The sequence below is a fragment of the Marinomonas algicola genome, assembly GCF_014805825.1.
In the GTDB taxonomy this organism is placed as follows: Bacteria; Pseudomonadota; Gammaproteobacteria; order Pseudomonadales; family Marinomonadaceae; genus Marinomonas; species Marinomonas algicola.
The window spans coordinates 77,442-103,545 of the sequence record NZ_CP061942.1 but is presented as its reverse complement, the minus strand read 5'-3'; the positions used below and the strand labels follow the sequence as shown (position 1 = coordinate 103,545).

Here is a 26,104-nt window from a genome sequence, read left to right as displayed (position 1 = left end):
CCCCAGCGTAAGCGCCCTTATATCAGCTCCTATAACGATACGATCAGTTCTGCTAATCTAGCTTGCTTTCGGCATGTTCTAGGGCAACAGCGCTTCGAGTTTTTCTAAGGTATCCGCGTCAGCTATATGATCGAGCACGTATTGGATATAACCCGATGGCTCTAGGCCATTGGCTTTGGCGGTTTCTATCAGTGAGTAGCAGGTCGCGCTGGCACGGGCGCCTCGGGCGGAGTCTGCAAACAACCAATTGCGTCTGCCCACCGCGAACGGGCGGATAGCATTTTCGGCCAAGGCGTTACTGATGTGGACGAAGCCATGGTCGCAGTAAGCGATCAGAGATTCCCACTGATTGAGGGTATATTGGATCGCTTTGAAGGTCAGCGAGTCTTTGGGAACCTTAGGGTGATTGGTTTCCAACCATGCTTTGAGGTCTTGCAGCACTGGCAAAGCCAGTTCTTGGCGAACGGTGTATTTTTCCGACTCGCTTAAGTTCTCTATTTTGCTTTCGATGGCATAGAGCTTGCGGATTTTACCGATGGCGACATCGGCTTTCGATGGTTTGGCCTTATTGCTTTTTCCTTTTCCTTTCTGAGGCGCCGCACCGCGCGCGGCTTCGACAAACTTACGTCGCGCATGATCCCAGCAGCCAATGCGAGTGATATCAAGCTCTCGGCAGACCTTGCCATAGCCACTGTAGCCGTCCACTTGTAATACGCCACTAAACCCTTCCAATAGGCGTGCAGGAACGTGACCCGCTCGGGTCGGATCATACTCAAACAACACGGAAGGTGTATCCGGTGGTCCGCCCCGCGTGACCCACATCCATTTATCACTTTGAGCAGTTTTACCCGTTTCTTTCAACACTTGGATACGGGTCTCATGCGCTTGGATATAACGACCGTGGTTTTGTTGTTCCCGCATTAAGTTGATCAGAGGCTTAAAGACACCATCCAGTCGGATGATCCAATTCGCCATATTATTGCGACCAATTTCATGACCAAGACGAGATAACATGCCATCTAAGCGATACAGAGGTAAGCCATCGGCATATTTTGACGTGATGATGTACGCCAACAAGGAGGTAGTGGCAACGCATTTACCCAGAGGATGAGTTGGCCGTTTTGCTGCGATGATTTGCTCGCCAGTCAAAGATTCAAACACCGCTTTTTCTTGCCAGATCTCGATCACGTTAAGCTGAGCGGGGATAAACTCCAGCTCTTCTTTCACTTTGGTGAAGAAGGTTTTGGCTGCACCAGCTTTCTCGTCATCGCTTAGACTGATCTCACGACGGATTCGGTTTAATGAGAACGAGAACCCCCGCTGACGCTGACGACTTTTCTTGGTTTGCGCAAGCTCCTGGCTCAATGAGTCTTCTGGAATTTCATCAATCAGATCGTCAATCGCACTTTCCAGCTCCACTTCATCAAACAAGGTGATCTGCAACGGCTGCTTCTCACTCTTGGCGGCGAAGCGTTGTACTTTTTGCAGACGGATGATCTCTTCAAGACGCTCGATATAGGCATCGCGCTGAGCTAAGACCGAGTCTTTTTGCAACAGCAAAGACATCAGCTCAGCTTGTGATAACTGACTGTAATCTGGCGTTTTGCAATGAGATTTGGGAGCGATTTTCATGACGCTATGATAGCAGAAATGACCGCCAAAATCCTCAGCAAAGTGCCTCATAATGCAAGGTTTTATGGCCTTGCATTAGGCTAAGATCGTAGCCATCTAACAGCCAATTTATCTGCTCGCCAGTGAGGGATACCAACTCATCTGAGGCTTTGGGCCACTTAAACTTTTCCTCTGCGAGGCCTTTGTAGTAGAGCACGAAGCCATTGTCTTCCCACATCACGCATTTGATTTTATTGCGATGCCGGTTGGTAAACGCGTACAAGGCTCCAGAAAACGGATTGTGTCCTAGCTCTTGCTCGATCAGCACCGCCAGTCCATGGGCCTGCTTTCTAAAGTCCACCGGGTCTCGGTATAAAAATATCTGGGGTAAATTTAACGCAGGGCGCAGATAACGGGGCTTCATAAAGCGGTGACCAAGCTAGTCACTAATGAAATATTACCCGCATCAATGCCACGTATGACCACCCCACTGGGGGGCAGCATTTCTAGATCGAGAGCCTGCTGAGAAGGCGTTGCCAATGCTACCGGCACTAATTTTGATTCATTTGGCTAGTCATCCGCAGATGAAAACTTCTGCCGCCAATAGCCGAACTGGTGATAGACCAACCCTTCTTGCTCACAAAAAGCTTTGGCGGATAGCCCAGATGACCGCCACTTTTCGATATGGGCAGCCCAAGTTTGGTTTAATACAGTGTTTGTGCTCATGTTGATTACTCCGTCGATTATTGGGACGAAGCACAGTGTGGAAGGGACTAAGCACGAAAACTAGAGGCTGATTTAGTGACGCTTACTTTAATGTTGCGGTAGTGGCATTGGCGAATAAGTTAGCACGGATAGCGTGGTCAGTATTAAAGACACAACAAGCGTTTGAAATCAGAGTATAACCCGAGTTTGCAGATGATAAAGAAGATGACAGAACGGTCAGACCACTAGATTGAAGACCTGACATAAAAAACAGCAGAAAATGCTATGGGCTTTTTGAGGACAATCTAGCGCGGATCTCATCGTGGAGCGAGGTGAAGCCTAATAACGACTCCGAATACATTAGCGCAAACCAACCTCGTTATCGAAAATATCATTTGCAATAACGAGGCGGACCATACATTTTTATATCAGTTAAACTTATAGCTGACGCGAGCAAGAACGCTACGCGGTGTGCCTGGCATAGAGCTAGAACGCCAGTATTCTTTGTCTAATAGGTTGGTGATGGCCAACGAGGTGCGCCAAGGCCCAATATTGTAGCCAACGGCTGCATCAACACGATTGAAGCCTTCTAGCTTGCTGGTGTTGTCCGAATTGGTCCATGTATCGCCCACGTGTGTCACACCCACCTCTGTGTAAGAGCTCTCAGTTGGCAAGTATCTTAAGAACAGGTTCCCTGTATGACGAGGTACGCCAGATAACGTTTTGCCTTCATTTTCAGGGCTTGTTTTATCTTCTTTTACGGTTGCTTTGTTGTAACCATAGCCACCACGTAAATATAGGTCCTCCGTAACGCGGCCGATAAAGCTCAGCTCAACCCCTTGTGATTCTTGTTCGCCTTGAATCGCCCAGTGGTAAGGATCGTTATCTGGGTCAGGGCGGTAACGAATATTACTTTTCTCAATGTTGAAGACTGACAGCTGTGTCATTAATCGTTGGTTTAACCAATCACTCTTAACGCCCACTTCATATTGGTCGTTGTATTGTGGTTCGGCATTGAAAAGATCCAAGTCTTGGCTCGAACGGACGCTGTTTACACTGACGCGTCCGCCAAATGGCGCAAAGCTACGACTGTATGACGCATAGACCGCGTGCGCGGATGCGGGACGCCAGACAATGCCTACGTTTGGACTGAAGGTGGTATCATCAACGCTGCGTTCGAAGTTTTCATCACTGGCATTAAGCAACTTATTCTGAGCCGTACTTTCATATCGGTCAAAGCGCGCGCCGATCATGACATCGAGATTAGATGTTAAGCTGATTAGGTCTTGAGCAAAAAGACCAACGTTGACCGAATCATAGTAATTGTGGGTATTGATCAGTAGATCACCAGTACCGCGAGTGCTTTGTTTCTCTCCTGTTAGAGGGTTAACATAACCATAAATGCTGGAGCCATCTTGATTCGTATTTGCCAGTTTGGGCTCACGCTCTTCAAGAGACATGTCGAGTCCGACGACCATGCGGTGACGTAACGTGCCGGTCATAAAGTCACCCAGTAAGCTGACATTATTGCTTAGCGTGTTATTGCCTGTTTCTTGCCAGTAATAAACCTGATTGATATCGCCAACATGGCCGCTACAACTCCCGCCGAGTAGTGCTCTTGCCAAAGCGGTACAGTACAGTCTCAATCAGTGGGGCAAGCTGATGCAATATCTTACATCTCCTGAGCTTCAGCTGGACAACAATCGAGCGGAAAGGGCGATTAAGCCGTTCGTCATTGGACGTAAAAACTGGTTGTTCTCAAACACAGGTAACGGCGCGAAAAGTAGCGCGGTGCTCTACAGCATTATCGAAACAGCGAAAGCGAATGGATTAATACCATACGACTATCTGGTGACACTGTTTGAAGAATTACCAAAATTAAACGATGAGAATAAAGAACACGAGTTAGAAAAGTTACTGCCGTGGAATATCAAGTAGAGAGAACTGAAAAGAGTATTTTCCGCTGCCTCCTTGCAGCACAGTATCATCCTGAAAGCGACAGAGCCTCCATCCTGGAGGCTTAGACCAATCCGTTAGCCCTCTGTCTGAAACCAAAAATAGTACACTAAACGACCCATTACAAGAGCTCATTTAATTAATGATACTTTACTAGGTGTGGTTTGCCGGACGCTTACATTTCACTTAACGATTTGGCCGATTTGATTAATTCTTCTTCATCAGTGTAAATTGAAAATGACTCCGCGGCTGAAACAATGTTTCGAAAGAGTGAAAGTATTTTCGTTTTCGTGTCAGCCTTAGTGCCGCTAATAGGGGTTATGTTTCCCGTTTGTAATTGGCATTCAATGAATTGATACGCATAATTGCCAACGACATTGTGGTTGGCGTCCATATCTGGATCTGTTGAATGTACTGCATAAGCTGTGCAAGCGGCGATAATGGCGTAGCCTTCTAGTTTTGACGAAAGTTCCATGTTTTTCTTCCTATTTTAAAGTATTAATGGTGTAGAGAATATTCTAAGGCAGACAGTGTTGCTCCTGAATCAAACCGCACCTTGCATTTAGCCTCCCTCAAAGCGTTAAAGGAGAAGCCTTAGTATGTGATTTCTAATGGCATGACTAAAGTTCAGCTTTAAATAAAAAGGGATAGAAGATAGGCAGTTCGCTTGGAACGCAGCCATGGTTTACAGCAAGAAACTCGATGCATTTTGCATAGATGCTAGACGCAGATAGCGAGGAGAGGGGGAGAAAATATTTTTCTTCTTTAGAAAAGTTGAAATAGGCCAAACAAATCGGGTCGTTGGCCTTGTGTTGAGACATGTCTTTGAGCTGAAGTGTAAAGTTACGACCACCGCGAGAGCAGATTGTGATGTTTGTGGATTTGGTTACTTTTTTAAACGCATGGACTCGAAGCCGGTTAAGGCTATAAGCAAGGTTAAGTATGTCTTCAACATCTAACAGAACTGAAAAAGGTGAAAAACCGGCGGCATTTGATACTAACGACAACATGTATTCGAAGGACTTTATCTCATTTTCATATATGTTGTTCTTTTTTGTGATCGTGAATGAGGCGGTGCCTTTGGCGTTGCTAATGCTAACAGATGACCTGTCTACTGTTTCGTATTGAGAGGGGGAGTCGTTTTTTGGCTTCATTTGCCATCATCCTTTTTTTCTGGAAATAGAGCAAACCAGTTTTGATCTTTAACCAATCTGATTGCGTTCATTTTTTTACGACTGGTTGTTTTTTGTTTTGGGACGATTTCACCGGCCACCAGCGTCACCTGGAGACGCGGAAGGGTCACCCTGAACTCGGAATCGCTTGCAATTTTGTAAATAATCAGGGGGGAAACGATGGGGAAGGATTTTTCCCATGACTTTTCTTCTTCGTATTTAACAGAGAGTACTGGAGCAGGACGTTGCTTAAATCGGACGACAAATTTAGCGTCTGGATATTTATGGATGGCGTTCATTAGCTTGATTTGCTTCTCAGTGCGTAGTGAGTGTTCTTCAGGAAATCTTTTTAGTGCTTCTTGATAGTTCCCCCTTGATTTTTGAGTATCCCCTGAGGTTTTCCAACTGAGTGTCATACGTTCAAGTGTTTTGTCGATAGCGGCTTGTCGTGCGTGTCGAGTAATGATCTCAAAGTTATCTTGTTCGAGAATGATGTTTCTTGAGATAAGCATGTTGTTAATGGAATCGTATTGGGAGCGATAGATTTTAAATTGTTCGGAAGCCAGGGCTTTAAACTCGTCTTTACGCAGATTTAATGCTACGACGTTATTAAATGTGTTTGTTTGGTTCTCAGAGCAAATGATATAGCCCACATAGCGGTGGTGAGCATTGAGGGCGCGGTGAGGAAGAGAAGAAAAGCCATATATGTCATGTATGGATTCGCTAAGATTTCTAGGTTGAGGGTTGTAGTCGAGATTGGTCAATTCGATAGAGACTTCGCCATCGTCACTTTCGGAAACCTGTAGGGGTTTTATGTAATAAATATGGTGTTGATGAATGGGGTCGAAAGGGGGTTTAACTTTGTTATAGCCAGATCGATGGGGTTGAATGGCGGCTTTTTGGAAGAAGGGAGGTTGATTAATTAGAGAGGACTTTATTTCGTGACTAAGACGTTTGATTTCGGAGAATAGAGAAAGTAGTTGGTTATCGATAGGGTCGGACATGAAGAGAACCATTGCGATTAAAGAGGTAGTTATCATATCACATTGGCGAGGAGCATTACTATTTTTATACGGAACATATTGATCAACCTATCTAACCATTCCTTTCCCTTTCCATTCACTTTCTCTTAACCTCATGAAATCTTGCTAAGCCCACACGCGAGCTTTTGCTTTTTTCACTTTTTCTCTTTTTCTTTTTTTTCTTTTTTCGGGGAAGGGCGGAAGACAGGGCCACAGCGTTAATAGGAAGGATTGCATTTTTGAGGCCAATTTACTTTGGTGGTTTGACCTTGGTTAAGGTAGAGTGAGTGGGTGTGTTGTTAGATGGGAGGGGAAATAGGAAGAAAGGAGTGTTTTGATGAGATGAATGCAATGGAATATGTTCCGTATAAAAAATGCTTGCAGCACTTGATGTATTTCTGAGGTATTATGTGAAACAACAAAATCACAAGTGGGTAGATGGTTCAGCTCTAAAGACCGAGTTAAAAAATAATTCATTACGAAAGGCCATTCTTAATTATACAAACGTTCAAGGAGTGAATATATGAAAAATTTACAAATGCTATTAATTAGCTTAGAACAAATTACACTTCAAGACATTTCAGAAATCCCCCATGACAAGCAGCATGAAGTAGCCATTCAGGTTGAAAAACTACAAGAACAGTTGCGTCAAATTCAAAAAGAAAGAACAATTTATCGTTGTGCGACCATGTCTGCTATTTAATATTAATGTTTGATGATTTCAAAGAGTGATCACTAGCCATGTGAAGCTTGAAAATATCAAACTTTAATATCGTCGTGCACCAGGTATTCAGTACTTGAGTTTTGCTTGTAACACTTGTTGCGTGTGCTACAATTAAATGATGCATTGGACACAGTATGAGGTGTAGTCATGACCATCCGTTCATTTAAACCATCAAAAGCAAAACATAATCGCGGCCTTCTGTCTGAACTGGCTCTTTCGGCTGATCCGGTTAGCGCGTCTACGCAAATCGAGTCGGGGTTTGATCCAGACTTTGTTAGTGTCGTCGTAACGAAATCTAAAATTGCGTCTCGAATAGTTGGAAAAGCGATTGGGGTTGATAGAGCTACAATCACCAGGCATGCAAAAGGCCGACGATGGGAGGGTAAAGCCGCTGTCAGAGCCTACATGGGAGCGCGTTTGCTTGATTCAGTACTTTCACTTTTCGACAACGATAAGGATAAAGCAGAGGCTTGGCTGGAAAAACCAGCGATGGCGCTTGGAGGTATTAGCCCAGCGAATTACGCTAAAAAACCACTTGGCCAAGAGGCCGTAATTGACTTGATTGGTAAAATAAAAAATGGCGTGATCGTGTAATGATTTTTTACCGATTGTGCGAAATGAAGTTTGCTGATTCTGCATTCAGTGGTTTTGGCGCAGAACAGTATGGTGGGCGTTGGAACAACAAAGGTTTAAAATGTGTTTATTTAAGTGAGTCTAAGTCGTTGTGCATACTTGAGACAGTTGTTCACTTAGACACCCAAACTGTTTTGAGTGACTATGCTATGCTTAGCATTGAGGTGCCAGATGACGAAATTATGAGGCTAGCGAGTAGCGATTTACCTAATAACTGGCGATCGTATCCAGCGCCAAAAGAATTGGCTGATTTGGGGAGCGATTGGATTGAGAGCCAGCAAAGTCTCGTTTTGTTAGTGCCCAGCGCTATTTCTGGCGACTGGTGTGCACTGCTTAATCCAGCGCACCCAAAAAGCAATGAGTTCGTAAGCCAGGCTCAGAGAATGGCCTTCGGTATTGATTCTCGGCTTGTCAAAGGGGTTTAATCAAATCAGGTTAAATGCTGGTGGTTTTTCTTTCTCTGTCGGGCTGAATCCACACATATTAAGCACATCTCATTGTGTTTCTAGAGATGGGGAGAACACCAACACTGTCTTACCAAATTATAGATGGTTACGTTTTCATATTATTCCCCAAACCCATCAAAGCCGATCGGTGCTAAGGTAATGTCGGATATTTCAACCGCACTTTGCTTGCAGTGCTTAGCAATCTCTTCTTGAGCGATAGATGCGCCAACGATAATACCAACTTTATGTAATTCATCTGCCTGTTTATCAATTGTTTTTATTGAGAATGGCTTGTTTTTGTTAAAATTCATATACCCTTCAAGCAAGCCTTTAGCAGAAAAGATAGCTTTTTCACTATGTGCGTAGTGATACGGATAGAAATCAACAAGCATTGCAATGGGATAGACTTAGGATAAGTGATCTTACTACAGCAACTTATTTTTTAGGACATCCAGATTCAAAGAATTTGACAGAGAAAGAAGCATGTGAGGCATGGGCAGCGAAAACAAAGAATAAGTTATTAAGTCTTTAGGGGTTTAAAGTAGTACCTCAATGAAGTGTCTAAGATCCAATCTTAGGTTTGTGGTAAAAAAGGGGCCGTTCAAAATTCTGTGTCAGCTTAAAAATTTAAATATCGAGCACACTATCTAAACTGTAGTAGCTCAAATCTAAACTAACAGATACCGTTCAAAACGGGTAACTGTCAGATCGGGTCTGAGCTACTACACCTTATGTGGTCGTTCGTTATTGTAAAACCATAACCACTTAGTTGCATAGCATTCTACTTCATTTAATGTTTCAAAAAGGTGTTTACTCACCCATTGGTCGTTCAGTGCTTGCCGGCGATTAAATTGTTTTTCTTTGTCACGCTTACTTTTCACTTGAGCTAGTTGTTTATTGAGGATTTCTATTTCAGCAAGGGCTGCCAGCTTTTCTTGTAAGCTTGGCGGCTGTACTGTTTTCACAATAGTTGGTGATTTTGAAATTGAGCCAGATTCTTCTATCGCTTTGCTCGTTAGTGTTTCATTTATGCCAGGTGCTTCTGTTCTTGTAGCGGTTTTTGTTGGCACTTGGTATGAAGGCAGCTGCGGTAGTAATGCTTCTAATAATAACTGATATAAGCCTTGTAAGGTGGTAGCTGCTGGTAATGGTAAAACAGCGGTATTATCTTCAGCTAGCCAAGGAAGATGCGAATAAGTCCTTCTCATGAGACAATTCATTTTTAACCTTCGAGCTTGACCATGTCACATCAACTCACTTTTGCCGACAGTGAATTCAACAATAAGCGTCGTAAAACACGCAAAGAAATTTTTCTTTCTCGGATGAATGAGTTGATGCCTTGGGATCAGCTTGAAGCGGTAATTGAACCTTTCTACCCAAAAGCCGGAAAAGGAAGAAGACCGTATCCGTTGTCCATCATGTTTCGTATTCACTGCATGCAACATTGGTACAACATGAGTGACCCTGCCATGGAGGATGCGCTTTATGAAATCACGTCAATGCGCTTGTTTTCCGGGCTGTCGCTGGACAGTGCTATTCCTGACCACACGACTATTATGAATTTTAGGCACTTGCTGGAAAAACATAAGCTCTCCCGTCAGCTATTTAAAGAGGTCAATAAGTGGTTGTCCAGCGCAGGAATTTACTTAAAAGAAGGCACGATTGTCGATGCCACGATCATTGAGGCTGCCAGTTCAACGAAGAATAAAGCAAAAGCATGCGATCCCGAGATGCACCAGACACAAAAAGGTAAGCAGTGGTTCTTTGGATTAAAAGCTCATATTGGCGTAGACGCTAGAACTGGCCTAACGCACAGCTTAAGTACGACAGCGGCTAACGTACATGACATCACAGAGACAGAAAATCTGCTTCATGGTGACGAGACTTTTATATCAGCGGATTCAGGTTATCGGGGCGCGCAAAAACGAGAAGAACTTAAAGACATCAAAGCCGATTGGTTGATTGCTGAGATGCCAAGTAAGGTACGCCTTCTCAAAAAGCATCCGAGAATAAACAAGCTACCGATCCAAACGGAATACATTAAAGCCAGCATTCGAGCAAAAGTAGAACACCCATTTCGGATCATAAAGCGTCAGTTTGGTTTTAGGAAAGTGGTCTATCGAGGTCTTAAAAAGAATGACAACAAACTGGCGATGCTGTTTGCCTTAGCCAATGTGTTTAGGATCGATCAGATGATACGAGCGGCAAGGGGTTAGTCCGTTCAAAACCCACTTAATAAGGTCAAATTGGCTCACTTAGTTACGAAAAGCACTAAAATGAATGACATATCGTGATTTTTTTCTCGAATGAAAAAAGTTTAGTGCATTGTGACTTCTTGATCGCAGCTTCCCTAGAAGCAGATGAAAAACTAGAAGCAGCAAAAAAACAACTAGAATATAGTAGAATCCCTGAAGTCGATAAAAAATTGGGGGAATTAAAATTAGACTTAGTAAACAATAATGAATCCATAGAAAAAATAAGACTCTACTTCAAAGCCCAGTTTTTAAAAGAATAATAACTTAGAGCAGAATTTTCTGTAGTTTCACTTGGGTAAAACTTACCATAGTAATTGATCCACCCTCTTAACTGAGGATTAATCTTCTTCACTATTTGGTCGATATTTAGAGCACTTTTATCAAAAGGGCGATAAACCGACACCTAGGACAAATCTATTCGCCGCTAAATGCTGCAACCTGAGCTTGTTTCGCATAACGCTCAACGGTCGTAATCGATTGCCCTGTAATTTTGCTGATTGATTCATAAGACATGCCGCCCTCTACTTGTCCAACCACTAGCCCCATTCGCACTGAATGGCCGGATATTAAACCTGCGGTAGAAAAGTCAATGTCGGAACTGAGCGCGTAATCTCTAAGAATGTTATCAAAAGTTGTGGCCCCCAGAGTTTGTGGAACACCTTCTTTTTTATAAACTTCTCCGCGCCTATTTGACCTTAGAAATATTTTGGTTTCACCAGTTACGCTTTTGTCTTTTGTAAGGAATTCTATGTACTTTCTTATGATATGGACGGCGCATATTTTTGAGCTGGTGGACATTGATATTTTGCCTTTAAATGAGTGATCACGGCTTCCATTCTTCAAGACAACTCTGCGATAGTCGATATAATTATCATAAATATCAATGTCTTTGATTCTCATGCCGAACGTTCCAAGCAATTCAGATTCACGCGCACCGGTTACGGCCGATAAGGCAAGAAGAGCGGAGTCACGTAATTTGACAAATTTTGGTTTGCTTCTCATTAATGGAGATAGCACCATCGCCTCGATGTCACTCCAGCGCAGTGGGTACGCCTGACCTCGTTTTCGAAGAGGTTTTTTCTGGTCAGAACTCATTTTTAGTTGCTGAACAGCCTTGGATACGTTTTCTCTCTGTTCTTCATTCAGTCGCTCCCCATCTCTTGCCAGTAGTTTCAAAATTGCCCAGCGTCTTCTGTCGAGAGTAAACGGGGATACGCACCCGCCATTACTGAGTTTTCCTTTTTTCTTATCGTATTTTGAAAGCACCCCATTATATTGATCCACTAAAAAATTAATTATGTGGATGTCGGTGACTGGCGGCTGTGAGTTTGTTTGAAAGAACCATGCTTTGAATACTCGATAGTCGCTTTCATAGCTTGCTAGCGTGCCTGTAGAGTTTGCGGCGCGTGTAAACGTCTGTTTAGCTAGCTCTGAGAGTTCAGGCGTAGTCCTGTGCGCTTCAGGGAAGTTGTTAGAGCTATGGGTTGCCGTAGTCTCAGAAACATCATGAGTGGCCATTACCGTAAATCCTCTGATTTTTGAAAGTACTGAAAATATTAACTTAGTACCGTACTTGTATCAACAATAATTACTTTATGAAATGTATGTTTCATAAAGTAATAAATTTAACTTAGGGATACTTAAAAAAATCATATAAAACAATTACTTAATGTATATTATTGATAGGTAATTCAATTTATTTTTATAGAGTTTTTAAAAATTTAAGTACTCTGATGAAGGTAATTCTTTCACCAGTGCACTCTCGTGTGCTTCATTTTTTAAAAGTTATTGGGCATAGCGGGCGTGAATCCTTAAAATAAAATAAACAATGTAAACTATTTATCTTATTTATTTAATTTAAAATTTACCTTCATTGATTCCAACGAGTTTGTTTTTTCTATATAGTATCGTAACAATATAGTACCAATACCGTACCAAGTTAATTTTTTAAAGTTTCACTGGGAGTGCATAAATTGTCAGAACATACGCAAGCAAAAGGCAAACGAACCAAGCGCATTTTGGTAAAAAACCTTTTAGTCGGTGAGCTGAAGTCGGTTATTCAGTCAGCTATTGATAGAAACGTTATTAATGCAGATGGATCTATGAGTTTAGGGTTATTAGACGTATTAAAACTCTCAATCAAAGAATGTAAAAAACTGGAGCACGATCAAAGCTTAACGCTTTCAGACATTCGAAGAATCGCAAAAGAAAACGAGGTTGTTAATAACCTCAGTCAATCGTCTGCAATAAAAATTCGCGACATGATATATGTGGCTCATGTAGTTGCGAGCAGGGGGCCTGATGTTGATGTGGTTGAATATGCAATTCAGACTCGTATCGCAGCTAGGATAGCAAAGCCCGGAGCACTCGAGGATACAGAAACATTGTTTGAAAAAATAAAGGCGTTCAACAACCTTGTTGTTTTTCCGTTGCTGATCACTAAGGCGCTGGCAGAAAAAACGGGATCAACACGAACTCTGCCGCCCTTGGCGTGTCGATTTAATAAAGTCTCACTAGCTACCGCAGAAGCGTTAGTAACACTCTTAGAAGACCCAGAGAACGAATTCAATGCTTCCAACATTCAACAAATAATCAAGAAAAAAAATCAAAAAACAATGTCTTACAATATGATAAAGGACATTCTTCAGACAGTAGCTTGGGTTGAGTTGAATGTTGTCTCACTTGATTGTCTTGAGCTTTGTAACACAAACACATTGGTTTTATTAAAAAATACATTAGCTCATGTTGTTGAAAACTGTAGTAAAGATCAGGCTATAAAGGCGATTTCCACGATATTATATGGTTATTACAGCGCCATAGCGTTAAATTCAAAACACTCAACAACAGGTATGGTGATGTTTGATTAATACAGATTTTACTAGCTCAGACCTAATCTGACATGTGCAACAAATGGTTAGAGAGTGGTGGTGCGGGATGGAAAGACTTAATGCGAGTCTCAGGCATCAAGCAGAAACGAACACTTGAACGAAAAGTAAGACCGCACGAACGAGAATTAGAAGCGGTGTTATCGAAATTGTACAGTCGAGTCAAAATACCGAACTCCACAAAATAACGCCATGAGATAGAGATATTAATGACAATCTACAGCAAAACCAAGACAAGCTACTACAGACGCTTATATGTAGCCTATTTGATTGATTCTGGAGTCAACACAGCACCCTTGTTAATTGAGAAAGCAGGAATGCCTAAACGCACCTTGCAAGATACGTTGGTGGCATTGTCTGAGCTAGACATACTGCTTGAAAAAGAAGGTGGGACAAAGAACCTGACTTACCAGATTAGCGATTGGGGTGCTATTAACAAGAAATGGATTGAAAATAATTTGCAGAACGTCAAAGGCGTGCTACAATTAACTTAATAAATCAGCAAATGGAGTTTTGAGTAAATGACTATGAATCGCTCCTAGTTTCTGAATCGCTCCTAGTTTCCTAGACACTGCTTTGTTTAAAAAAATAGTTCTTTTCATACTCCATTGGTGACAAGTCATCATTATTTCCATGACGTCGAGTTGGATTATAAAACAGCTCAATATAATTAAATATATCTGCTTTACCTTCCTCTTTGTTCTTATAAATTCTACGACGAATACGTTCTCTTTTTAACAGTGCAAAAAAGCTTTCTGCACACGCATTATCATGGCAGTTTCCTCTACGACTCATGCTTGGGACTAAATTATTAGCTTTAAGCATACTTTGCCAATCATAGCTCGTGTATTGACACCCTTGGTCTGAATGAACAATAACCTCACCCTTTGGCTTGCGTCGCCAACAAGCCATTGTAATAGCATTAAGTACCAAATCTGTATTAATACAGCCATCCATAGACCAGCCAATTACTTGTCTTGAAAATAGATCAATGATCACAGCAAGAAAAAGCCAGCCTTCTCGTGTACGAAGTAGAGTAAGAGGCAGAGCGTAGTCGAACTATTTCTCTGCTTCTCCTCCCCGAACCGTACGTGCACCTTTCAGCGCATACGGCTCTCCGTTTAATTGTGGCTAACAGCCATTGCAACATCAATATAGCGAGACGTGACAGTATTCCTAATTTCATCTCTAAGGTAGGGGTTTGATTCAGGTAATCGCCAACGAAATTGTAATTTAGAACTACTCACTAATCTAAAGAGTGACGCACCACATAAATTACCTCGATTGCTTTTACCAAATAGCACCCAAGTCTTAGCCTGATTTGGTGTCGGACGTTTGATCCATTTCATCATTAACGACTTAATAGAGCAACGATATTTCCTAGCCAACCACTTAGCAAGTTTCCAGAAAACGATACGATCAATCTTACTGTAAACTTTTGCGGTATAATCAGTATGGCGATAAAATTGTGCCCAGCCTTTAAGTTTTCGACTGAGTTGTTCAACCTTGTCTATCTTGCTGCAACTGAGATCACTAGATAAAGCTTGGCTCAATGAATGAGAAAATGCTTTAGCCTTACCATGTGGAATACCAGACACCACACGCATATTACCTTTAGGACCACGTTTTCTTATGATTCTATGCCCAAGGAAGATAAAACCATCATCCACATGCGTAATATGGGTTTTCTCCATATTGAGTGTGAGTTTGAGCTTACCTTCGAGGAAGTTTCTACATTGGTCACGAATTGTTTCTGCTTGTTGTTTATTACCTTTGACAATCACAAGAAAATCATCGGCATAACGACAATAAGCAACCGCAGGTTTCCATTGTCTCTTTTCCTCTCGCGCAATGTTGCGTTTATCTTGGATAGTACGATTCCAGTACCAGCGGTCTTTACGTGCTTTCTTACTCAAGTAACATTTGTCCAAGTACTGGTCGAATTCATTCAGCATGATATTTGACAGCAATGGAGAAATTACGCCCCCTTGTGGGACACCTTCGCTTGTTGCACAGAATAGGTTGCGTTCAATATGTCCCGCTTTGATGAATCGCCAAAGCAATTCATTAAATCGTCGGCAATTGATGCGTTTACGTACGCATGTCATGAGTAGTTGATGGTGAACCGTATCAAAGTAGCTTGATAAATCTCCTTCAACTACCCAGCGTCCCCGTGGCACATTGGTATCAGTTAGCTGTAACTTAATTGTACGAATTGCATGATGAACACTGCGCTCAGGTCTAAAACCATAGGATAATGAATGAAAATCATTTTCCCATATAGGCTCCATTGCCATGAGCATGGCACGTTGTACTATTCTGTCTCTTAAGGTGGGTATACCTAAAGGGCGCTGCTTTCCATTTGCTTTAGGAATATAAATTCGTCTGGCAGGCATTGGTTGATAATTACCTGAGAGTAAATCATTTCTGATTTTATCAAGGTAAATATTCAAATTAGCCTGTAAGTGAACTTTAGTGATCCCATCAACGCCAGGCGTTTTAGCGCCTTTTGCAGAAAGTGTTACTTCAGCCGCTTGGCAAAGCCATTGCGGGTGACTGATCAGGCGCAACAATCGATTAACGCGACGCGTTTTATCGGTTGCTGTCCATGTTGCTAATTTACGTTGCAGTTCGCTGATTATCAAAGGTCTTCACCTCATTAAGGTCAGGTAATTTGCTTGCGCAAATCAATTAAACTGCGTCCCTTCGCCATGTAATGGGCTTTCCCCATCTCAGACTACTACGGACGCTCCGCCAACTTGCATGTCATCGGGGTCTGCTCCCTTAGCATTCATTACAAGCCTTCCTCGGTTCACCTATTTGAACTCAAACATAGTGGGGTGGATGCCGATCGCAGTCTTTAACCTTATCGTACTGTAAGGTGATAGTGCTCAAGTACAGAATTGTGATTTTGTACTCATCCATTGATAAGAACCTACATGTAACTTACCAACTCGGTAACATCGACGCTACTTGTAACGATGTCTCAGCACCATATTGCCTGTTAATTCGTGTAGGCAATGGCGACGTTTCAGCCCATAGATGCGGGTTAATCGGTTCATGTTCTTCATCCGTCCACTACTTAGTCTAGAAAAGCATCTTGGCTTAACGAATTCGCCTCACTCCCCGTTGTCAGCGAGTTACATCACCTTATCAGCATACAATAAGTCACTGCCGCTCAGACTCTGCTATCTGCACAACCAGATAACGCCATAAACAGGCTAGCTCCTGCCATTTTATTTATGAATTTCAAATAGACTCGTGGTTCATTAAAGCATTCCATGCTAGTGCTGAACTCCGAGCACACTGTACGTAATATCAGTTACCCAAACGGTATTTGGCTTTTCAACGTCAAACTCTCGGTTAAGTAGGTTAGGTGCAATCGTTGATCGTTCTCCACCGCCATAGTTATTTTTCCTCTTATATCCTCGTTGAGCTTGAAGCCCCTCCGTTCGCATCAGTCGATATACGCGGTTCTTGCCACACTGTTCACCTGTTGATCGTAAATCTTTATAGACCTTGCGATAGCCATAAACACAGCCACTTTCTAGCCAATATTGCTTTATGAAACCCAGTAAATAATCATCTTCTTTGGCGCGTTTGCTAACGGGGTTTGAAAGCCAAGCATAAAAGCCACTGGGGTGGACTTCTAATGCGCGACAGAGCGTACGCACAGGGTATTTCTGTCGGCGAGCTTTTATTAACGTGTATTTTTCTTCGACTCGGCGGCAAAGAACACGGCGGCTTCCTTTAGGATGTCGCGCTCTTCTGTTACACGTTTAAGTTCTGCTTTAAGTCTGCGTAGCTCATCAGAATTGGATTGTTTTTCTTGGTAGGAGTGAGCGTTTTCGCCATAGCGATCACGCCAGTGATAAAGGCTTTTAGTCGTTATCCCTAAACGCTTAGCAACATCAGCAATTGAATAACCACCTTCAGTTACCTGCTTAACCGCTGCCATCTTAAATTCTTCGTTATATCGTTCGCCGGCCATGTTGGGCTCCTCTTTAAAGTACATTATATAGTTAAAGAGTGTCTAAGATAGAGGGGGCGATTCAGGATAACTTTTGCAAATTACTTCCTTACAACAATTTAAAAATTATCCATCTACTCCGTCTTTTTAATCTTAAGTACTAGGGCGAGGCGGTCGTTGACATCAAACTTATCAAATAAATTGCGCACGTGAGATTTAACGGTACGCTCTGATATGCTCATTTGCTCGGCAATTTCTTTATTGGTTTTGCCTTCTAAGATCGCATCCGCGGTTTCTCTTTCACGGACAGTCAAGCCACAGCACCAAGACTTTGTATTTTCAGACGCCTTAATATCAGGTGTTGCTTGGGCTCCTTGAATCAAAGCACTCATCACATCATGCCCGATCCAAACGTTGCCTTGTCGGACGGTTGTTATGGCTTGTTCTAAAGTGGCAAGTGGCGTATTGGCTTGAATATAACCTTTTACTCCCATTTTAAATAATGCAATTCCCTCACTTGGAGTGCTCTTTTTTGTAACCACTAAAACCCACTTGTGATGTCTTATGCACTGCTCTAGCTGCTGGCTCTGTTGTGTAAAGTTATGCAGATGAAATATCGCGACAACACGCGTATCTTGTTTCCCCGTGCACTCTGGAACTACGTGGATATCATTGCGTAGAAAGAGCCACTTTTTAAATGCTCTAGGCTCCTGTGTATAGAGTACGCAGTGTTCTTTTGCTACGGATCGATTATGTACTTCAACTGTACTCATTAGGACTCTCGTAGGGCTAGTTCTTTAGTCTTCAAGATGGGCTTGAGGAGATAATCTAGAATAGTATGTTTGCCGACAATGACATCGACATTGGCCATCATACCTGGCATTAGACTCAAAGGCCACGCTTCAGTGCCCAAGTAGTTTTTTTCTGTGCGAATCCGAACCAGATAATAACTTTTGCCTTCTTCATCTGTCAGGGTGTCAGCTGATACCTGTTCGACCGTACCGTCTAAGCCACCGTACACGGCAAAATCGTACGCCGTAAACTTCACTTTCGCAGGTAGACCTTTTTTGATAAAACCAATATCAGATGGCTGAACCCGTGTTTCGAGTATGAGAGAGTCTTCAATCGGCACGATTTTGGCGAGGTCACTGCCGGGTTGAACCACTTCCCCAAGGGTATTGACTAAAAGTTCTGAGATCACACCACTTACAGGAGACTTGATATTCGTACGCTGTACCTTGTCTTCTAAGGCAACATTGATGTTTTCTAGCTGTGAAATACGGGCTAAGGTTTCATTGAGTGATTCTTGTGCTTCATTACGATTCGTTTGTCGAATTTCAGCGATTTTTTGCTGAGTTTCTGCGATGAGAGCGCGATATTTAGGGATAGACAGCTCAATAGAGTTGAGCTTACCAAAGGTATCATTACGCTCACGGCGCGTTTTGAGTAGACTGACTTCTGAAGCGAAGCCCCGTGTTACTAGCGGCTTCGTCATTTCGATTTCTTGGTCCAAAAGCTTGAGTGAATCGCGCAATTGGTCAAGTTGTTCACGAGCATTATCCAGCTCGGTTTGGTGTTGTACGATCTGCTGCTGAATAATTTCAATGGCAATGCTTTGCTGCTTTTTACGCTTTAAAAACAGGCTTTGTTCACGCTGGTAAAACTGTTTCTCAAAGTCTGAATCGTATTGCTTTGGAGTGACAAAATCAGCCGAATTGGCTTCGGCGGCCAGGCGTGCTGCTTTAGCCTGCAACGCTTGCATCTCCAGTAATTTTTCACTGAATGAACTGGCAAACTGTGTATTATCCAACTGAATAAGCGTTTGACCTTTTTCAATGACATCGCCAGAAGAAGTTAAAATCTCACTGATAATGCCACCTTCGAGGTTCTGTACGATCTGTACTTTGTTCGACGGGACGACTTTGCCTGAGCCGCGAACGATCTTATCCAACTCCGCCATATTGGCCCAAACAATAAGCCACAAAACAGCCAGTACAATCGTCCAAGTGATCAGAGTAGAGTAACGTTTAGGCTGCTCAAGCGTGGCTTGGCTAAGGCTGGACACAAACTCAAGATCTTCTTTAGGTAAGTTTTTCTTTGTGGGTTCGGATGACATGCTCAAGCTTCCTTCTGTGCGTTCGAAGAGGCCTTTTGCTGCAAGCTTTTAAGTACCGTATTTTTGTCGCCATCGGCCACTAACTGCCCGTCTTCTACGACTAGTAAGCGATCAACCAAGGCTAATAAGCTCATTTTGTGGGTAACCAACAAAAATGTGGTATTTAATTCAACCTGTTTAAGGTTTTTAAGGAGTTTTTGCTCCGTCGTACCGTCCATCGTATTCGTCGGTTCGTCCAATAGAAGAAAAGGTGCATCTAACAACAAAGCGCGGGCAATACCGATACTTTGACGTTGGCCGCCAGAGAGGTTTTGACCGTTTTCACTGACTTGTAGAGCATATCCTGCTGGGTGGCGTTTAATAAATTCATCCACGCCGGCAAGCTTAGACGCACGAATAATGACATCGTCCTCCACATAAGGCGCACGGTAGGCAATATTTTCGCGCACATCACCACGAAAAAGCACCACGTCTTGCGGCACATAATTGATATTACGGCGCAGCTCGGCAGGATCGAGTTGCTGGATATCAATACCGTCAATCAAAATACAGCCAGAATCGACCTGGTAAAAACCTAGGATGAGTTTTTCGATGGTGGACTTACCGCAGCCGATACGACCAATGATGCCTACTTTTTCGTGTTTATCAATTTTGAATGAAACATTCTTTAGGGTTGGCTTTGTTTCACCTGGGTATGTAAAAGTCACATCCACAAACTCAACGCTACCCTCAAAATTAGGGTGAGCAATAAAGCGTTTACTTTCAGGACGTTCAATATCTTTGGACATCAAGTCATTCAGCGAATTGAAAGCAGTTTTCGTTTGTTGATAGCTGCCAAGCAGTCCTGCTACTTGCCCCATAGGTGAAATAGCGCGCTGACTTAAAATGACAGTAGCGATCAAGCCACCCAGTGTTAAATCGCCATCAGCGATTAGGTACACCCCTGTGAGCACGACAAGTACCGTACTCATCTGCTGCATGTAGCCCGTCATACGAGATACAGAGCTTTGTAGCATTTTAGATTTTAGGCTGGTGCGAGCAATTTCACCGACGGCTTGCTCCCATTTCCATTGCATTTTTGACTCAACACCTAAGGATTTGACGGTCGACATGGTCGAAAGCGATTCGATCAGTACGCTGTTTTTTTGATCTTGTGCCTCATAGGTCGCTTCAATACTACGTTGGATCGGCTTCCTAATGAGTAAGCTGTAAGTCACCATTAACAAAATAATAATAATCGGCACCCAAACGATTTGGCCTGCAAGATAAAAAATAGCCGCTAAGAAAATCGTAACAAATGGCAAATCTACCAGTGCCGAAATAGCACTGGAAGTAATAAAGTTACGAATGCTGTCAAACTCTTTAAGCTTGTTCGCAAAGCTACCGACGGTACCGGTTCGGCTCGCTTGGCTTAAGCCTAGCGTTTGCTCGAAGAGCTTAGACGAAATCAAGACATCACTTTTTTTGGCGGCTGTTTCTAAAAAGTGTGTACGTAAGTACTTGAGCGCGAAATCAAATAGATACACAACACTGATGCCCAGTACCAACACCCACAAGGATTCCATAGCATTGTTTGGTACGACCCGATCATAGACATTCATGACGAATAGGGGATTGGCTAACACAAAAATGTTTATCACGAAAGAAGCCGCAATAACATCACGGTACATGGCTTTGTTGCGCCAGATAGAGGACCAAAACCAGTGCTTGTCGGTATTGTTGATCAAAGGTTTAGTGTTGCTATCGTGTTGTTGCAGATGACTTAAGTATATCGCGTAGCCCAGATACTCTTGTTCTAATGTGTCCAAAGCGACTGACTTCCAGCCTTCTGGAGCAGAGCTAAAAATGACCTTGGCTTGACCTGTTTGATGATCAACTTCTTGTAATACACAGGCTGATTGGTCTTTAAGCGTTAGAATGCAAGGCAGTACCAGGCGAGGTATCTCTTTTATTGTACGTTGTTTAAAACTGGCTTTTACCCCTGCTCGCTTGGCTGCTCGCTTAAAGAGCTCTAGTGTCAATGTGCCATCGTTGAGTGGTAAACCAGCAGTTAGCGCATCTTTTGTATAAGGTGACTGAGCAAGTTTGGTATAAATGACCAAACACTCTAATAGTGGATCATGAGATTCAACATGCAGTGCATCTTGATCTACTTGGTGCTGCAATGCTTCGCTCATAGTGGGATCGGACTGCTAAAATAGTAACCTTGGAAATAAGAAACGCCAGCTTGCTTGAATGTTTGCACTTGAGCGTCTTTCTCAATCGACATAGCAAATACATCGATGTCAAAGTTATTCGCAGCCTCACAAATACTTACGACATAGGAGCCGGTGTGATCATCTGACTCGATTTGATCGCTGAATGACGCGTCCAGTTTGATGTAGTCTGGCTTCAAGTCTCTTAAATAGCTTAGATCGGCTACCTGAATCCCAAAGCGGTCAATGCCTACTTTGAAGCCCAATTGACGCAAAATATGGAATATCTTCTGGGCTGCATCGAGGTTTTCGTTGACCGCAGACTCAGGAAACTCAAACGCTAGGTTAGCCCCTCTCGCTTTTTCAAACTTAGGTAACAGCGCTTCAAATTGCGGAATATTACTGAGCAGTGCTTTGCTTAAGTTGATAGAGTGGTGGTTGGTGCTGTGGTTGTTCTGTAAATGCTCAGTGACAAGCTCTAAAACCACCCCATCTATCGTGCTTTGCATGTTCAGTTGTTCGACCGCTGGCATGAAGTAAGCCGCGGATTGAATTTTTCCATCTTCGGTCGCCATGCGCACCAATAATTCACTGTCATAGACGCTGCCATTTGCATCATAAGCTTCTTGTTTAAACAGTTTGAATCGTTGTTCAGTGATTGCAGTCTGAATAAGATTCTGCCAAAGCTGGTTATTAAAGGCATGGTTTGCACTCTCTGGTTGCAGTTGAATTGGCTCAGCATGGTCTGCTTCCGTCTGTTGAATGAGGAAATCGAGCTGACTAAACAGGTGGGACTTCGACTCATTCGGTTGATAACGAGAAATCGCAAACGTTAATATGATCGGCATTTCTTCAAAGTTTAATTCTTCTTGCAAGGCTTGCGGATAAACGAGCAGCGCACTTACCTTTTGCTTTAGCTCCAAAGGCTCGATATTTGGCAATACCGCGATCAGCTCAATGCCGTTTAAGCGCGCATAAAAGCCTGAACTATTGTCCAGTACATCATGAAATTGCTGCGCTATATGCTTAACCAGCTCGTTACCTAACTGATAGCCATATTGAGTGTTCAGCTCTTTCAGACCGTTGATGCGTAATAAACATACGCTGCCTTGAGCTGTTGACTGCTCTTCATCGACAATGCTGTTGAACGTCATATCGAAGTAATGGCGGTTGTATAGCCCCGTAACGCTATCTTGATACGCCATGGTGCGCAGTTTTTCTGCCACTTGTGCTTCACGAGTAAACACCTGCTGCAATTTTAAAACCATGCTATTCATGGCGTGAGCTAATTGACGAAACTCAGTTGTCGCAGGAAGCGGTTCTTGGAGAATATACTCTTTGTTGACAATAGCATGGGCTTGCCTTTGTGCTTTTTTTAGTGGGCGCAATAAGAAACGAATAGCAAAATAGGCGGTGCTTAGAAAGATAGCAGCGGCCACTAAAAACCACTGTACTAAGCTCTTAAATACAAGCCAAAGTTCAATATAGGCATAGTCTTTTTGGGCTTGTACTTGCAATTTTCCGATTGGCATCCAGCCTTTTTGTACAACGGCATTGGACGTAGCAATTTCAATATCAACAAATTCAACAAACCAATTAGGAACACTGGTATCAACAGGTTTGGAAGTTCGTTTATAAATGGATTCGCCTTCCATGTTCACAAGCTCAATGACCGAAAAGTGCCCACGATCAAATACGGCATCGATCATTGTCTGAGCGCTCGATGGATTATCGGCGACCGCACTTAGGGACAGCCCCAAGGAGTTCGCTGTATCATAGGAGTGCGACTGCAGCTGCTTTTCTAAAAAAGCTTGAGTGGTCGACATATTTAAGCCAAATGTGCCAACTAGCAGCACCAATAGCATAACGCTTATAAAAATTAGAATATTTGACTTAAAACTCATACTTAATCCATCGTTGAGTAAATGTTAAAGGGTTACTTTAAAATACTTTGTTTCATACGGTTAACCATCTGTCCCCATTGGTGCATAGAGCTACCAAAGCCTTCTTTACTAGAGATTTGAGAAGAGTCTCTCAAATCTTTGGCATTAAAGCTGTAGATCGGGATCAAATCTGAGCGAGCACTTGCTTTGAGTACGCGATCAGTCAGACTGTCTAATACAAGCGGCTCTGAAGATGGGGAGCGGAAGTAAGTGAGAACCATGTGAGAGCGTTTAATTCGCGTTGCGGTGACGTATGAAAAGTACAGCTTCTTCTCATCGACACCCATTGCAATCAGTGTGAAGTACTTAGCAATCGCGAAGTCTTCGGCATCGCCTTTATCCTTCGCCAGCAGTTCAGCAGGTGTCGCCCAAAAATCAGTGGCACCCCATACTCTGCTGTCTTCCATATAGGTTACCTTACTGAAGAAATCATTGACTAGATTGACTTTCAATCGCTCGGGTCTTCTGGAATTTTCCTCTATCAATGTTAGTAGTGCTTGCATGCGTCTCGTAGCAAGCACTCCATATTTATTGCCCGCTGTATCAATTTCCTTTTGGGTGATTACGCGAATAGATGTTGTGCTCTGCACTGGCAAAGTAATAAGAAAGCAAAATATCATCCATCTAGAGCATTTATGCTTTACGTTCACGATCTTTATCCATTGAAAGCACCACTCATATTATTACCGAACTATTTAGACCATAAGGTGACTTTATTCTTGCGGAAGCTGTAAAACTGCGTTTTGCGGCAGTGAGTCATGTATCATCACCTTAAGTTCGATACGACGGTTTTGTTGACGACCAACACTGGTGCTGTTATCAGCAACTGGAGCAGACTCACCTTGACCAACAAGATAGATCTGCGCGGATTCTACGCCAGAATGCGACATCAAGTATTGTTTCACACTGGCTGCACGATTCCAAGAAAGGCGCATATTCGCCGCATCACGACCAACACTGTCAGTATGGCCAACGATCAAAACCACTTCGTCTTCCTGTAGATCCTTGAGTGTGCTCAAATCTTCCATTAAAAAGGCTTCTTGGTCTGGGCGAATCTCCCAAGACGCCGTATCAAACACGATGTTAACCAGCAAAGATGTGCGAGGTTGACAGCCAAACTGATTCACTTCCACACCTGCTGGCGTATCTGGGCACTGGTCAATATTGTCAGTAACGCCATCATTATCCGAGTCACCGATAATCTTACAGCCATTTGCGTCTACGCGAGTACCAAGAGGTGTCAATGGACAGCGATCTATTGAATCCACGACTCCATCGTTATCAGAGTCCGCCTCACAGCCTAGGAAGTTCACTTTACGTCCAGCTGGCGTAGAAGGACATTGGTCATTTCTGTCAAAGATACCGTCCAGGTCGGTATCCAAATCACAACCAATGGTATTAACCATCGAGTTCAACAATGAGTTTTGGCACTGGTCATTTTTTGTTAGAGAGCCATCTAAGTCTCGATCAGCATAGATTTCATTCACTTTATTAGGTGAAAGGTCTTTGTTGCCAATTTGTGATGGCTGGCTTGTTTCTGCAAGAGTCATTTGACTGGTAAGCAGTGCTGCAGTAATTGGTAACCATACAAGCTTCATAAAAACAGTCCTTTTGAGTTACTTAACGCGATTAACGTTATTGATGCGAGCTGTGGACTTTTCAATTAATTGCTCAGCGATATCATTGGCTAAAAATGAAAAAGCGTCTTTTTGAGCTTGTAGACCACCCGCTGAAGAATAGGTAGTGACACTGCTTAAAGTATGGAATGTTTGGTTGCTGCGATTTTTTAACTCAAAATCAGCAATAAGCTCAACTTCACCTTGATCGCTATAGGTATCGATAAAATATTCCAGTATCAAAGACGGACGACGAGCGCTGATATTTAGCCCTTCCGATTTAAGTTCTTTAATAAGAGAGGTTTCAAATTTTTCTGTCTCAGGTGTGAAGGCATCTAAACTAATCGTAAAATCACCAAACAGTTTATTAAGCTGTAAATCCATTAGCTCAGCCATTTGGGTATTAGCAAGTTTTGGGGATTCATTAAATCGTTCCTCTAGTGCAACTTGTAAAGCTTTACGTTGCTCAAGAGTCGGCAATGCAGGTAATAGCGCCCATAATTGCTCCTGAGCACTACCGCGATGGGTGGCATGTTTAAAATGACTTAAGCGAGTGTCAGCCTGATTTAAATCAGCCAGTAATTCTTCTTTCGATGCATTGGCCAAATATTCAAAATCGATATTGAGCTCAGTACGAACTTTATTGCGAAGTTTTGCTTCAAACGAATTTACCGCAATTTCACCGGGCTTCCGATGTGACAGCATAGTGCTACTAAAACGGCTATGTAACTCATTTGCAGAAAAGAATATCTCGTTATCTTCAATGTTCGAGTCAACCTGTTGGGTGCTGCATGCAGTCAGTGCAATACTGCTAACAATCAGCGATAACATTAGATAGTTTTTTCGTGTCATCAT

Annotated in this window: 27 protein-coding genes and 3 pseudogenes; 8 read left to right on the top strand and 22 right to left on the bottom strand. The window is 42.8% G+C overall.

The features are described 5' to 3' along the window. Positions 1–78: 78 nt before the first annotated feature. The 5 genes from tnpC to IEZ33_RS20350 all read right to left on the bottom strand — a co-directional run bounded on the left by tnpC (position 79) and on the right by IEZ33_RS20350 (position 3,941). Positions 79–1,632, bottom strand: coding sequence for an IS66 family transposase (tnpC, locus tag IEZ33_RS20365; protein ID WP_191603748.1), 1,554 nt, complete (start codon positions 1,630–1,632; stop codon positions 79–81). Between the two features lie 34 nt (positions 1,633–1,666). Then, positions 1,667–2,035: an IS66 family insertion sequence element accessory protein TnpB gene (tnpB, locus tag IEZ33_RS20360; RefSeq protein ID WP_191603747.1), complete on the bottom strand. Its 369-nt coding sequence runs from the start codon at positions 2,033–2,035 to the stop codon at positions 1,667–1,669. Beyond that, complete coding sequence (locus tag IEZ33_RS20925) at positions 2,032–2,163, bottom strand: hypothetical protein (protein WP_275672819.1); 132 nt, start codon at positions 2,161–2,163, stop codon at positions 2,032–2,034. Before IEZ33_RS20925 ends, tnpB begins: the two co-directional genes overlap by 4 nt. An 18-nt stretch (positions 2,164–2,181) precedes the next feature. Next, the gene (gene tnpA, locus IEZ33_RS20355) at positions 2,182–2,337 is read right to left on the bottom strand and encodes an IS66 family insertion sequence element accessory protein TnpA (protein WP_191603746.1); all 156 of its coding nucleotides are present in this window, start codon (positions 2,335–2,337) and stop codon (positions 2,182–2,184) included. Positions 2,338–2,744: 407 nt separating this feature from the next. Continuing rightward, positions 2,745–3,941: a TonB-dependent receptor gene (locus IEZ33_RS20350; protein WP_191603745.1), complete on the bottom strand. Its 1,197-nt coding sequence runs from the start codon at positions 3,939–3,941 to the stop codon at positions 2,745–2,747. On the opposite strand from IEZ33_RS20350, the pseudogene IEZ33_RS20345 reads away from it, so the two are divergent. After that, positions 3,925–4,254: pseudogene (locus IEZ33_RS20345) on the top strand (IS66 family transposase); the annotation flags it as partial. The gene IEZ33_RS20350 and the pseudogene IEZ33_RS20345 sit on opposite strands and share 17 nt — an antisense overlap. 193 nt (positions 4,255–4,447) lie before the next feature. On the opposite strand, the gene IEZ33_RS20340 reads toward IEZ33_RS20345, so the two are convergent. The 3 genes from IEZ33_RS20340 to IEZ33_RS20330 form a co-directional block, all read right to left on the bottom strand. Next, positions 4,448–4,747 (bottom strand): hypothetical protein, encoded by a 300-nt coding sequence (locus IEZ33_RS20340; protein WP_191603744.1) that lies wholly within the window; start codon positions 4,745–4,747, stop codon positions 4,448–4,450. 145 nt (positions 4,748–4,892) lie between these two features. After that, positions 4,893–5,426 (bottom strand): hypothetical protein, encoded by a 534-nt coding sequence (locus IEZ33_RS20335; RefSeq protein WP_191603743.1) that lies wholly within the window; start codon positions 5,424–5,426, stop codon positions 4,893–4,895. Next, positions 5,423–6,448 (bottom strand): hypothetical protein, encoded by a 1,026-nt coding sequence (locus IEZ33_RS20330; protein WP_191603742.1) that lies wholly within the window; start codon positions 6,446–6,448, stop codon positions 5,423–5,425. The genes IEZ33_RS20335 and IEZ33_RS20330 overlap by 4 nt, the downstream gene beginning before the upstream one ends. A 541-nt stretch (positions 6,449–6,989) precedes the next feature. On the opposite strand from IEZ33_RS20330, the gene IEZ33_RS20325 reads away from it, so the two are divergent. The 3 genes from IEZ33_RS20325 to IEZ33_RS20315 all read left to right on the top strand — a co-directional run bounded on the left by IEZ33_RS20325 (position 6,990) and on the right by IEZ33_RS20315 (position 8,248). Further along, positions 6,990–7,169: a hypothetical protein gene (locus IEZ33_RS20325; protein ID WP_191603741.1), complete on the top strand. Its 180-nt coding sequence runs from the start codon at positions 6,990–6,992 to the stop codon at positions 7,167–7,169. A gap of 168 nt (positions 7,170–7,337) precedes the next feature. Continuing rightward, positions 7,338–7,784, top strand: a complete 447-nt coding sequence (locus tag IEZ33_RS20320) for an antitoxin Xre/MbcA/ParS toxin-binding domain-containing protein (protein ID WP_191603740.1) — start codon at positions 7,338–7,340, stop codon at positions 7,782–7,784. After that, positions 7,784–8,248, top strand: a complete 465-nt coding sequence (locus IEZ33_RS20315; protein WP_191603739.1) for an RES family NAD+ phosphorylase — start codon at positions 7,784–7,786, stop codon at positions 8,246–8,248. The genes IEZ33_RS20320 and IEZ33_RS20315 overlap by 1 nt, the downstream gene beginning before the upstream one ends. 140 nt (positions 8,249–8,388) lie before the next feature. Here IEZ33_RS20315 and IEZ33_RS20310 read toward each other — a convergent pair whose 3' ends face one another. Both IEZ33_RS20310 and IEZ33_RS20920 read right to left on the bottom strand, forming a co-directional pair. After that, complete coding sequence (locus tag IEZ33_RS20310; protein WP_191603738.1) at positions 8,389–8,661, bottom strand: hypothetical protein; 273 nt, start codon at positions 8,659–8,661, stop codon at positions 8,389–8,391. Between the two features lie 330 nt (positions 8,662–8,991). Next, the gene (locus tag IEZ33_RS20920) at positions 8,992–9,477 is read right to left on the bottom strand and encodes an integrase core domain-containing protein (protein ID WP_275672818.1); all 486 of its coding nucleotides are present in this window, start codon (positions 9,475–9,477) and stop codon (positions 8,992–8,994) included. 33 nt (positions 9,478–9,510) lie between these two features. On the opposite strand from IEZ33_RS20920, the gene IEZ33_RS20300 reads away from it, so the two are divergent. Together IEZ33_RS20300 and IEZ33_RS20295 are read left to right on the top strand one after the other, a co-directional pair. Continuing rightward, complete coding sequence (locus IEZ33_RS20300) at positions 9,511–10,485, top strand: IS5 family transposase (RefSeq protein ID WP_191603737.1); 975 nt, start codon at positions 9,511–9,513, stop codon at positions 10,483–10,485. A gap of 119 nt (positions 10,486–10,604) precedes the next feature. Beyond that, positions 10,605–10,784: a hypothetical protein gene (locus IEZ33_RS20295; RefSeq protein ID WP_191603815.1), complete on the top strand. Its 180-nt coding sequence runs from the start codon at positions 10,605–10,607 to the stop codon at positions 10,782–10,784. On the opposite strand, the gene IEZ33_RS20290 is transcribed toward IEZ33_RS20295, so the two are convergent. Both IEZ33_RS20290 and IEZ33_RS20285 read right to left on the bottom strand, forming a co-directional pair. After that, complete coding sequence (locus IEZ33_RS20290) at positions 10,754–10,927, bottom strand: group II intron maturase-specific domain-containing protein (protein WP_191603736.1); 174 nt, start codon at positions 10,925–10,927, stop codon at positions 10,754–10,756. The genes IEZ33_RS20295 and IEZ33_RS20290 overlap by 31 nt on opposite strands. A gap of 11 nt (positions 10,928–10,938) precedes the next feature. Further along, positions 10,939–12,042, bottom strand: a complete 1,104-nt coding sequence (locus IEZ33_RS20285; RefSeq protein WP_191603735.1) for a tyrosine-type recombinase/integrase — start codon at positions 12,040–12,042, stop codon at positions 10,939–10,941. A gap of 455 nt (positions 12,043–12,497) precedes the next feature. Between IEZ33_RS20285 and IEZ33_RS20280 the strand changes: the two genes are divergently transcribed. Together IEZ33_RS20280 and IEZ33_RS20275 are read left to right on the top strand one after the other, a co-directional pair. Then, entirely contained in the window at positions 12,498–13,391 is an 894-nt protein-coding gene (locus tag IEZ33_RS20280) for a hypothetical protein (protein ID WP_191603734.1), read from the top strand. A gap of 227 nt (positions 13,392–13,618) precedes the next feature. Then, positions 13,619–13,903, top strand: coding sequence for a helix-turn-helix domain-containing protein (locus tag IEZ33_RS20275; RefSeq protein ID WP_191603733.1), 285 nt, complete (start codon positions 13,619–13,621; stop codon positions 13,901–13,903). A gap of 70 nt (positions 13,904–13,973) precedes the next feature. Here the strand turns inward: IEZ33_RS20275 and IEZ33_RS20270 are convergent. From IEZ33_RS20270 to lptE, 10 genes and pseudogenes are all read right to left on the bottom strand, one after another. Then, positions 13,974–14,450: pseudogene (locus IEZ33_RS20270) on the bottom strand (IS3 family transposase); the annotation flags it as partial. An 80-nt stretch (positions 14,451–14,530) separates the two neighbouring features. Continuing rightward, positions 14,531–16,054, bottom strand: coding sequence for a group II intron reverse transcriptase/maturase (ltrA, locus tag IEZ33_RS20265; RefSeq protein WP_191603732.1), 1,524 nt, complete (start codon positions 16,052–16,054; stop codon positions 14,531–14,533). A gap of 663 nt (positions 16,055–16,717) precedes the next feature. Then, a pseudogene (locus IEZ33_RS20260) lies at positions 16,718–17,400 on the bottom strand (IS3 family transposase); the annotation flags it as partial. Between the two features lie 113 nt (positions 17,401–17,513). Then, positions 17,514–18,152, bottom strand: a complete 639-nt coding sequence (locus tag IEZ33_RS20255; RefSeq protein WP_191603731.1) for a response regulator transcription factor — start codon at positions 18,150–18,152, stop codon at positions 17,514–17,516. Further along, positions 18,152–19,495 carry an HlyD family type I secretion periplasmic adaptor subunit gene (locus IEZ33_RS20250; protein WP_240009716.1) on the bottom strand — a complete coding sequence of 448 codons (1,344 nt, stop codon included), beginning with the start codon at positions 19,493–19,495 and terminating at the stop codon, positions 18,152–18,154. Before IEZ33_RS20250 ends, IEZ33_RS20255 begins: the two co-directional genes overlap by 1 nt. A 2-nt stretch (positions 19,496–19,497) precedes the next feature. After that, positions 19,498–21,672, bottom strand: a complete 2,175-nt coding sequence (locus tag IEZ33_RS20245; protein ID WP_191603730.1) for a type I secretion system permease/ATPase — start codon at positions 21,670–21,672, stop codon at positions 19,498–19,500. Further along, positions 21,669–23,594 carry a bifunctional diguanylate cyclase/phosphodiesterase gene (locus IEZ33_RS20240; protein ID WP_191603729.1) on the bottom strand — a complete coding sequence of 642 codons (1,926 nt, stop codon included), beginning with the start codon at positions 23,592–23,594 and terminating at the stop codon, positions 21,669–21,671. Before IEZ33_RS20240 ends, IEZ33_RS20245 begins: the two co-directional genes overlap by 4 nt. A 32-nt stretch (positions 23,595–23,626) precedes the next feature. Then, complete coding sequence (locus IEZ33_RS20235) at positions 23,627–24,283, bottom strand: transglutaminase-like cysteine peptidase (RefSeq protein ID WP_191603728.1); 657 nt, start codon at positions 24,281–24,283, stop codon at positions 23,627–23,629. 63 nt (positions 24,284–24,346) lie between these two features. Next, positions 24,347–25,231 carry an OmpA family protein gene (locus IEZ33_RS20230; RefSeq protein WP_191603727.1) on the bottom strand — a complete coding sequence of 295 codons (885 nt, stop codon included), beginning with the start codon at positions 25,229–25,231 and terminating at the stop codon, positions 24,347–24,349. An 18-nt stretch (positions 25,232–25,249) separates the two neighbouring features. Beyond that, positions 25,250–26,104, bottom strand: a complete 855-nt coding sequence (gene lptE, locus IEZ33_RS20225) for an LPS assembly lipoprotein LptE (RefSeq protein WP_191603726.1) — start codon at positions 26,102–26,104, stop codon at positions 25,250–25,252.

What these genes read in the sequence shown, in the direction of transcription:
- tnpC (WP_191603748.1), bottom strand. Translation starts at nt 1,632, where the DNA reads ATGAAAATCGCTCCCAAATCTCATTGCAAAACGCCAGATTACAGTCAG.
- tnpB (WP_191603747.1), bottom strand. Translation starts at nt 2,035, where the DNA reads ATGAAGCCCCGTTATCTGCGCCCTGCGTTAAATTTACCCCAGATATTT.
- tnpA (WP_191603746.1), bottom strand. Translation starts at nt 2,337, where the DNA reads ATGAGCACAAACACTGTATTAAACCAAACTTGGGCTGCCCATATCGAA.
- IEZ33_RS20340 (WP_191603744.1), bottom strand. Translation starts at nt 4,747, where the DNA reads ATGGAACTTTCGTCAAAACTAGAAGGCTACGCCATTATCGCCGCTTGC.
- IEZ33_RS20335 (WP_191603743.1), bottom strand. Translation starts at nt 5,426, where the DNA reads ATGAAGCCAAAAAACGACTCCCCCTCTCAATACGAAACAGTAGACAGG.
- IEZ33_RS20330 (WP_191603742.1), bottom strand. Translation starts at nt 6,448, where the DNA reads ATGTCCGACCCTATCGATAACCAACTACTTTCTCTATTCTCCGAAATC.
- IEZ33_RS20325 (WP_191603741.1), top strand. Translation starts at nt 6,990, where the DNA reads ATGAAAAATTTACAAATGCTATTAATTAGCTTAGAACAAATTACACTT.
- IEZ33_RS20320 (WP_191603740.1), top strand. Translation starts at nt 7,338, where the DNA reads ATGACCATCCGTTCATTTAAACCATCAAAAGCAAAACATAATCGCGGC.
- IEZ33_RS20315 (WP_191603739.1), top strand. Translation starts at nt 7,784, where the DNA reads ATGATTTTTTACCGATTGTGCGAAATGAAGTTTGCTGATTCTGCATTC.
- IEZ33_RS20310 (WP_191603738.1), bottom strand. Translation starts at nt 8,661, where the DNA reads ATGCTTGTTGATTTCTATCCGTATCACTACGCACATAGTGAAAAAGCT.
- IEZ33_RS20920 (WP_275672818.1), bottom strand. Translation starts at nt 9,477, where the DNA reads ATGAGAAGGACTTATTCGCATCTTCCTTGGCTAGCTGAAGATAATACC.
- IEZ33_RS20300 (WP_191603737.1), top strand. Translation starts at nt 9,511, where the DNA reads ATGTCACATCAACTCACTTTTGCCGACAGTGAATTCAACAATAAGCGT.
- IEZ33_RS20285 (WP_191603735.1), bottom strand. Translation starts at nt 12,042, where the DNA reads ATGGCCACTCATGATGTTTCTGAGACTACGGCAACCCATAGCTCTAAC.
- IEZ33_RS20275 (WP_191603733.1), top strand. Translation starts at nt 13,619, where the DNA reads ATGACAATCTACAGCAAAACCAAGACAAGCTACTACAGACGCTTATAT.
- IEZ33_RS20255 (WP_191603731.1), bottom strand. Translation starts at nt 18,152, where the DNA reads ATGAGTACAGTTGAAGTACATAATCGATCCGTAGCAAAAGAACACTGC.
- IEZ33_RS20250 (WP_240009716.1), bottom strand. Translation starts at nt 19,495, where the DNA reads ATGTCATCCGAACCCACAAAGAAAAACTTACCTAAAGAAGATCTTGAG.
- IEZ33_RS20245 (WP_191603730.1), bottom strand. Translation starts at nt 21,672, where the DNA reads ATGAGCGAAGCATTGCAGCACCAAGTAGATCAAGATGCACTGCATGTT.
- IEZ33_RS20240 (WP_191603729.1), bottom strand. Translation starts at nt 23,594, where the DNA reads ATGAGTTTTAAGTCAAATATTCTAATTTTTATAAGCGTTATGCTATTG.
- IEZ33_RS20230 (WP_191603727.1), bottom strand. Translation starts at nt 25,231, where the DNA reads ATGAAGCTTGTATGGTTACCAATTACTGCAGCACTGCTTACCAGTCAA.
- lptE (WP_191603726.1), bottom strand. Translation starts at nt 26,104, where the DNA reads ATGATGACACGAAAAAACTATCTAATGTTATCGCTGATTGTTAGCAGT.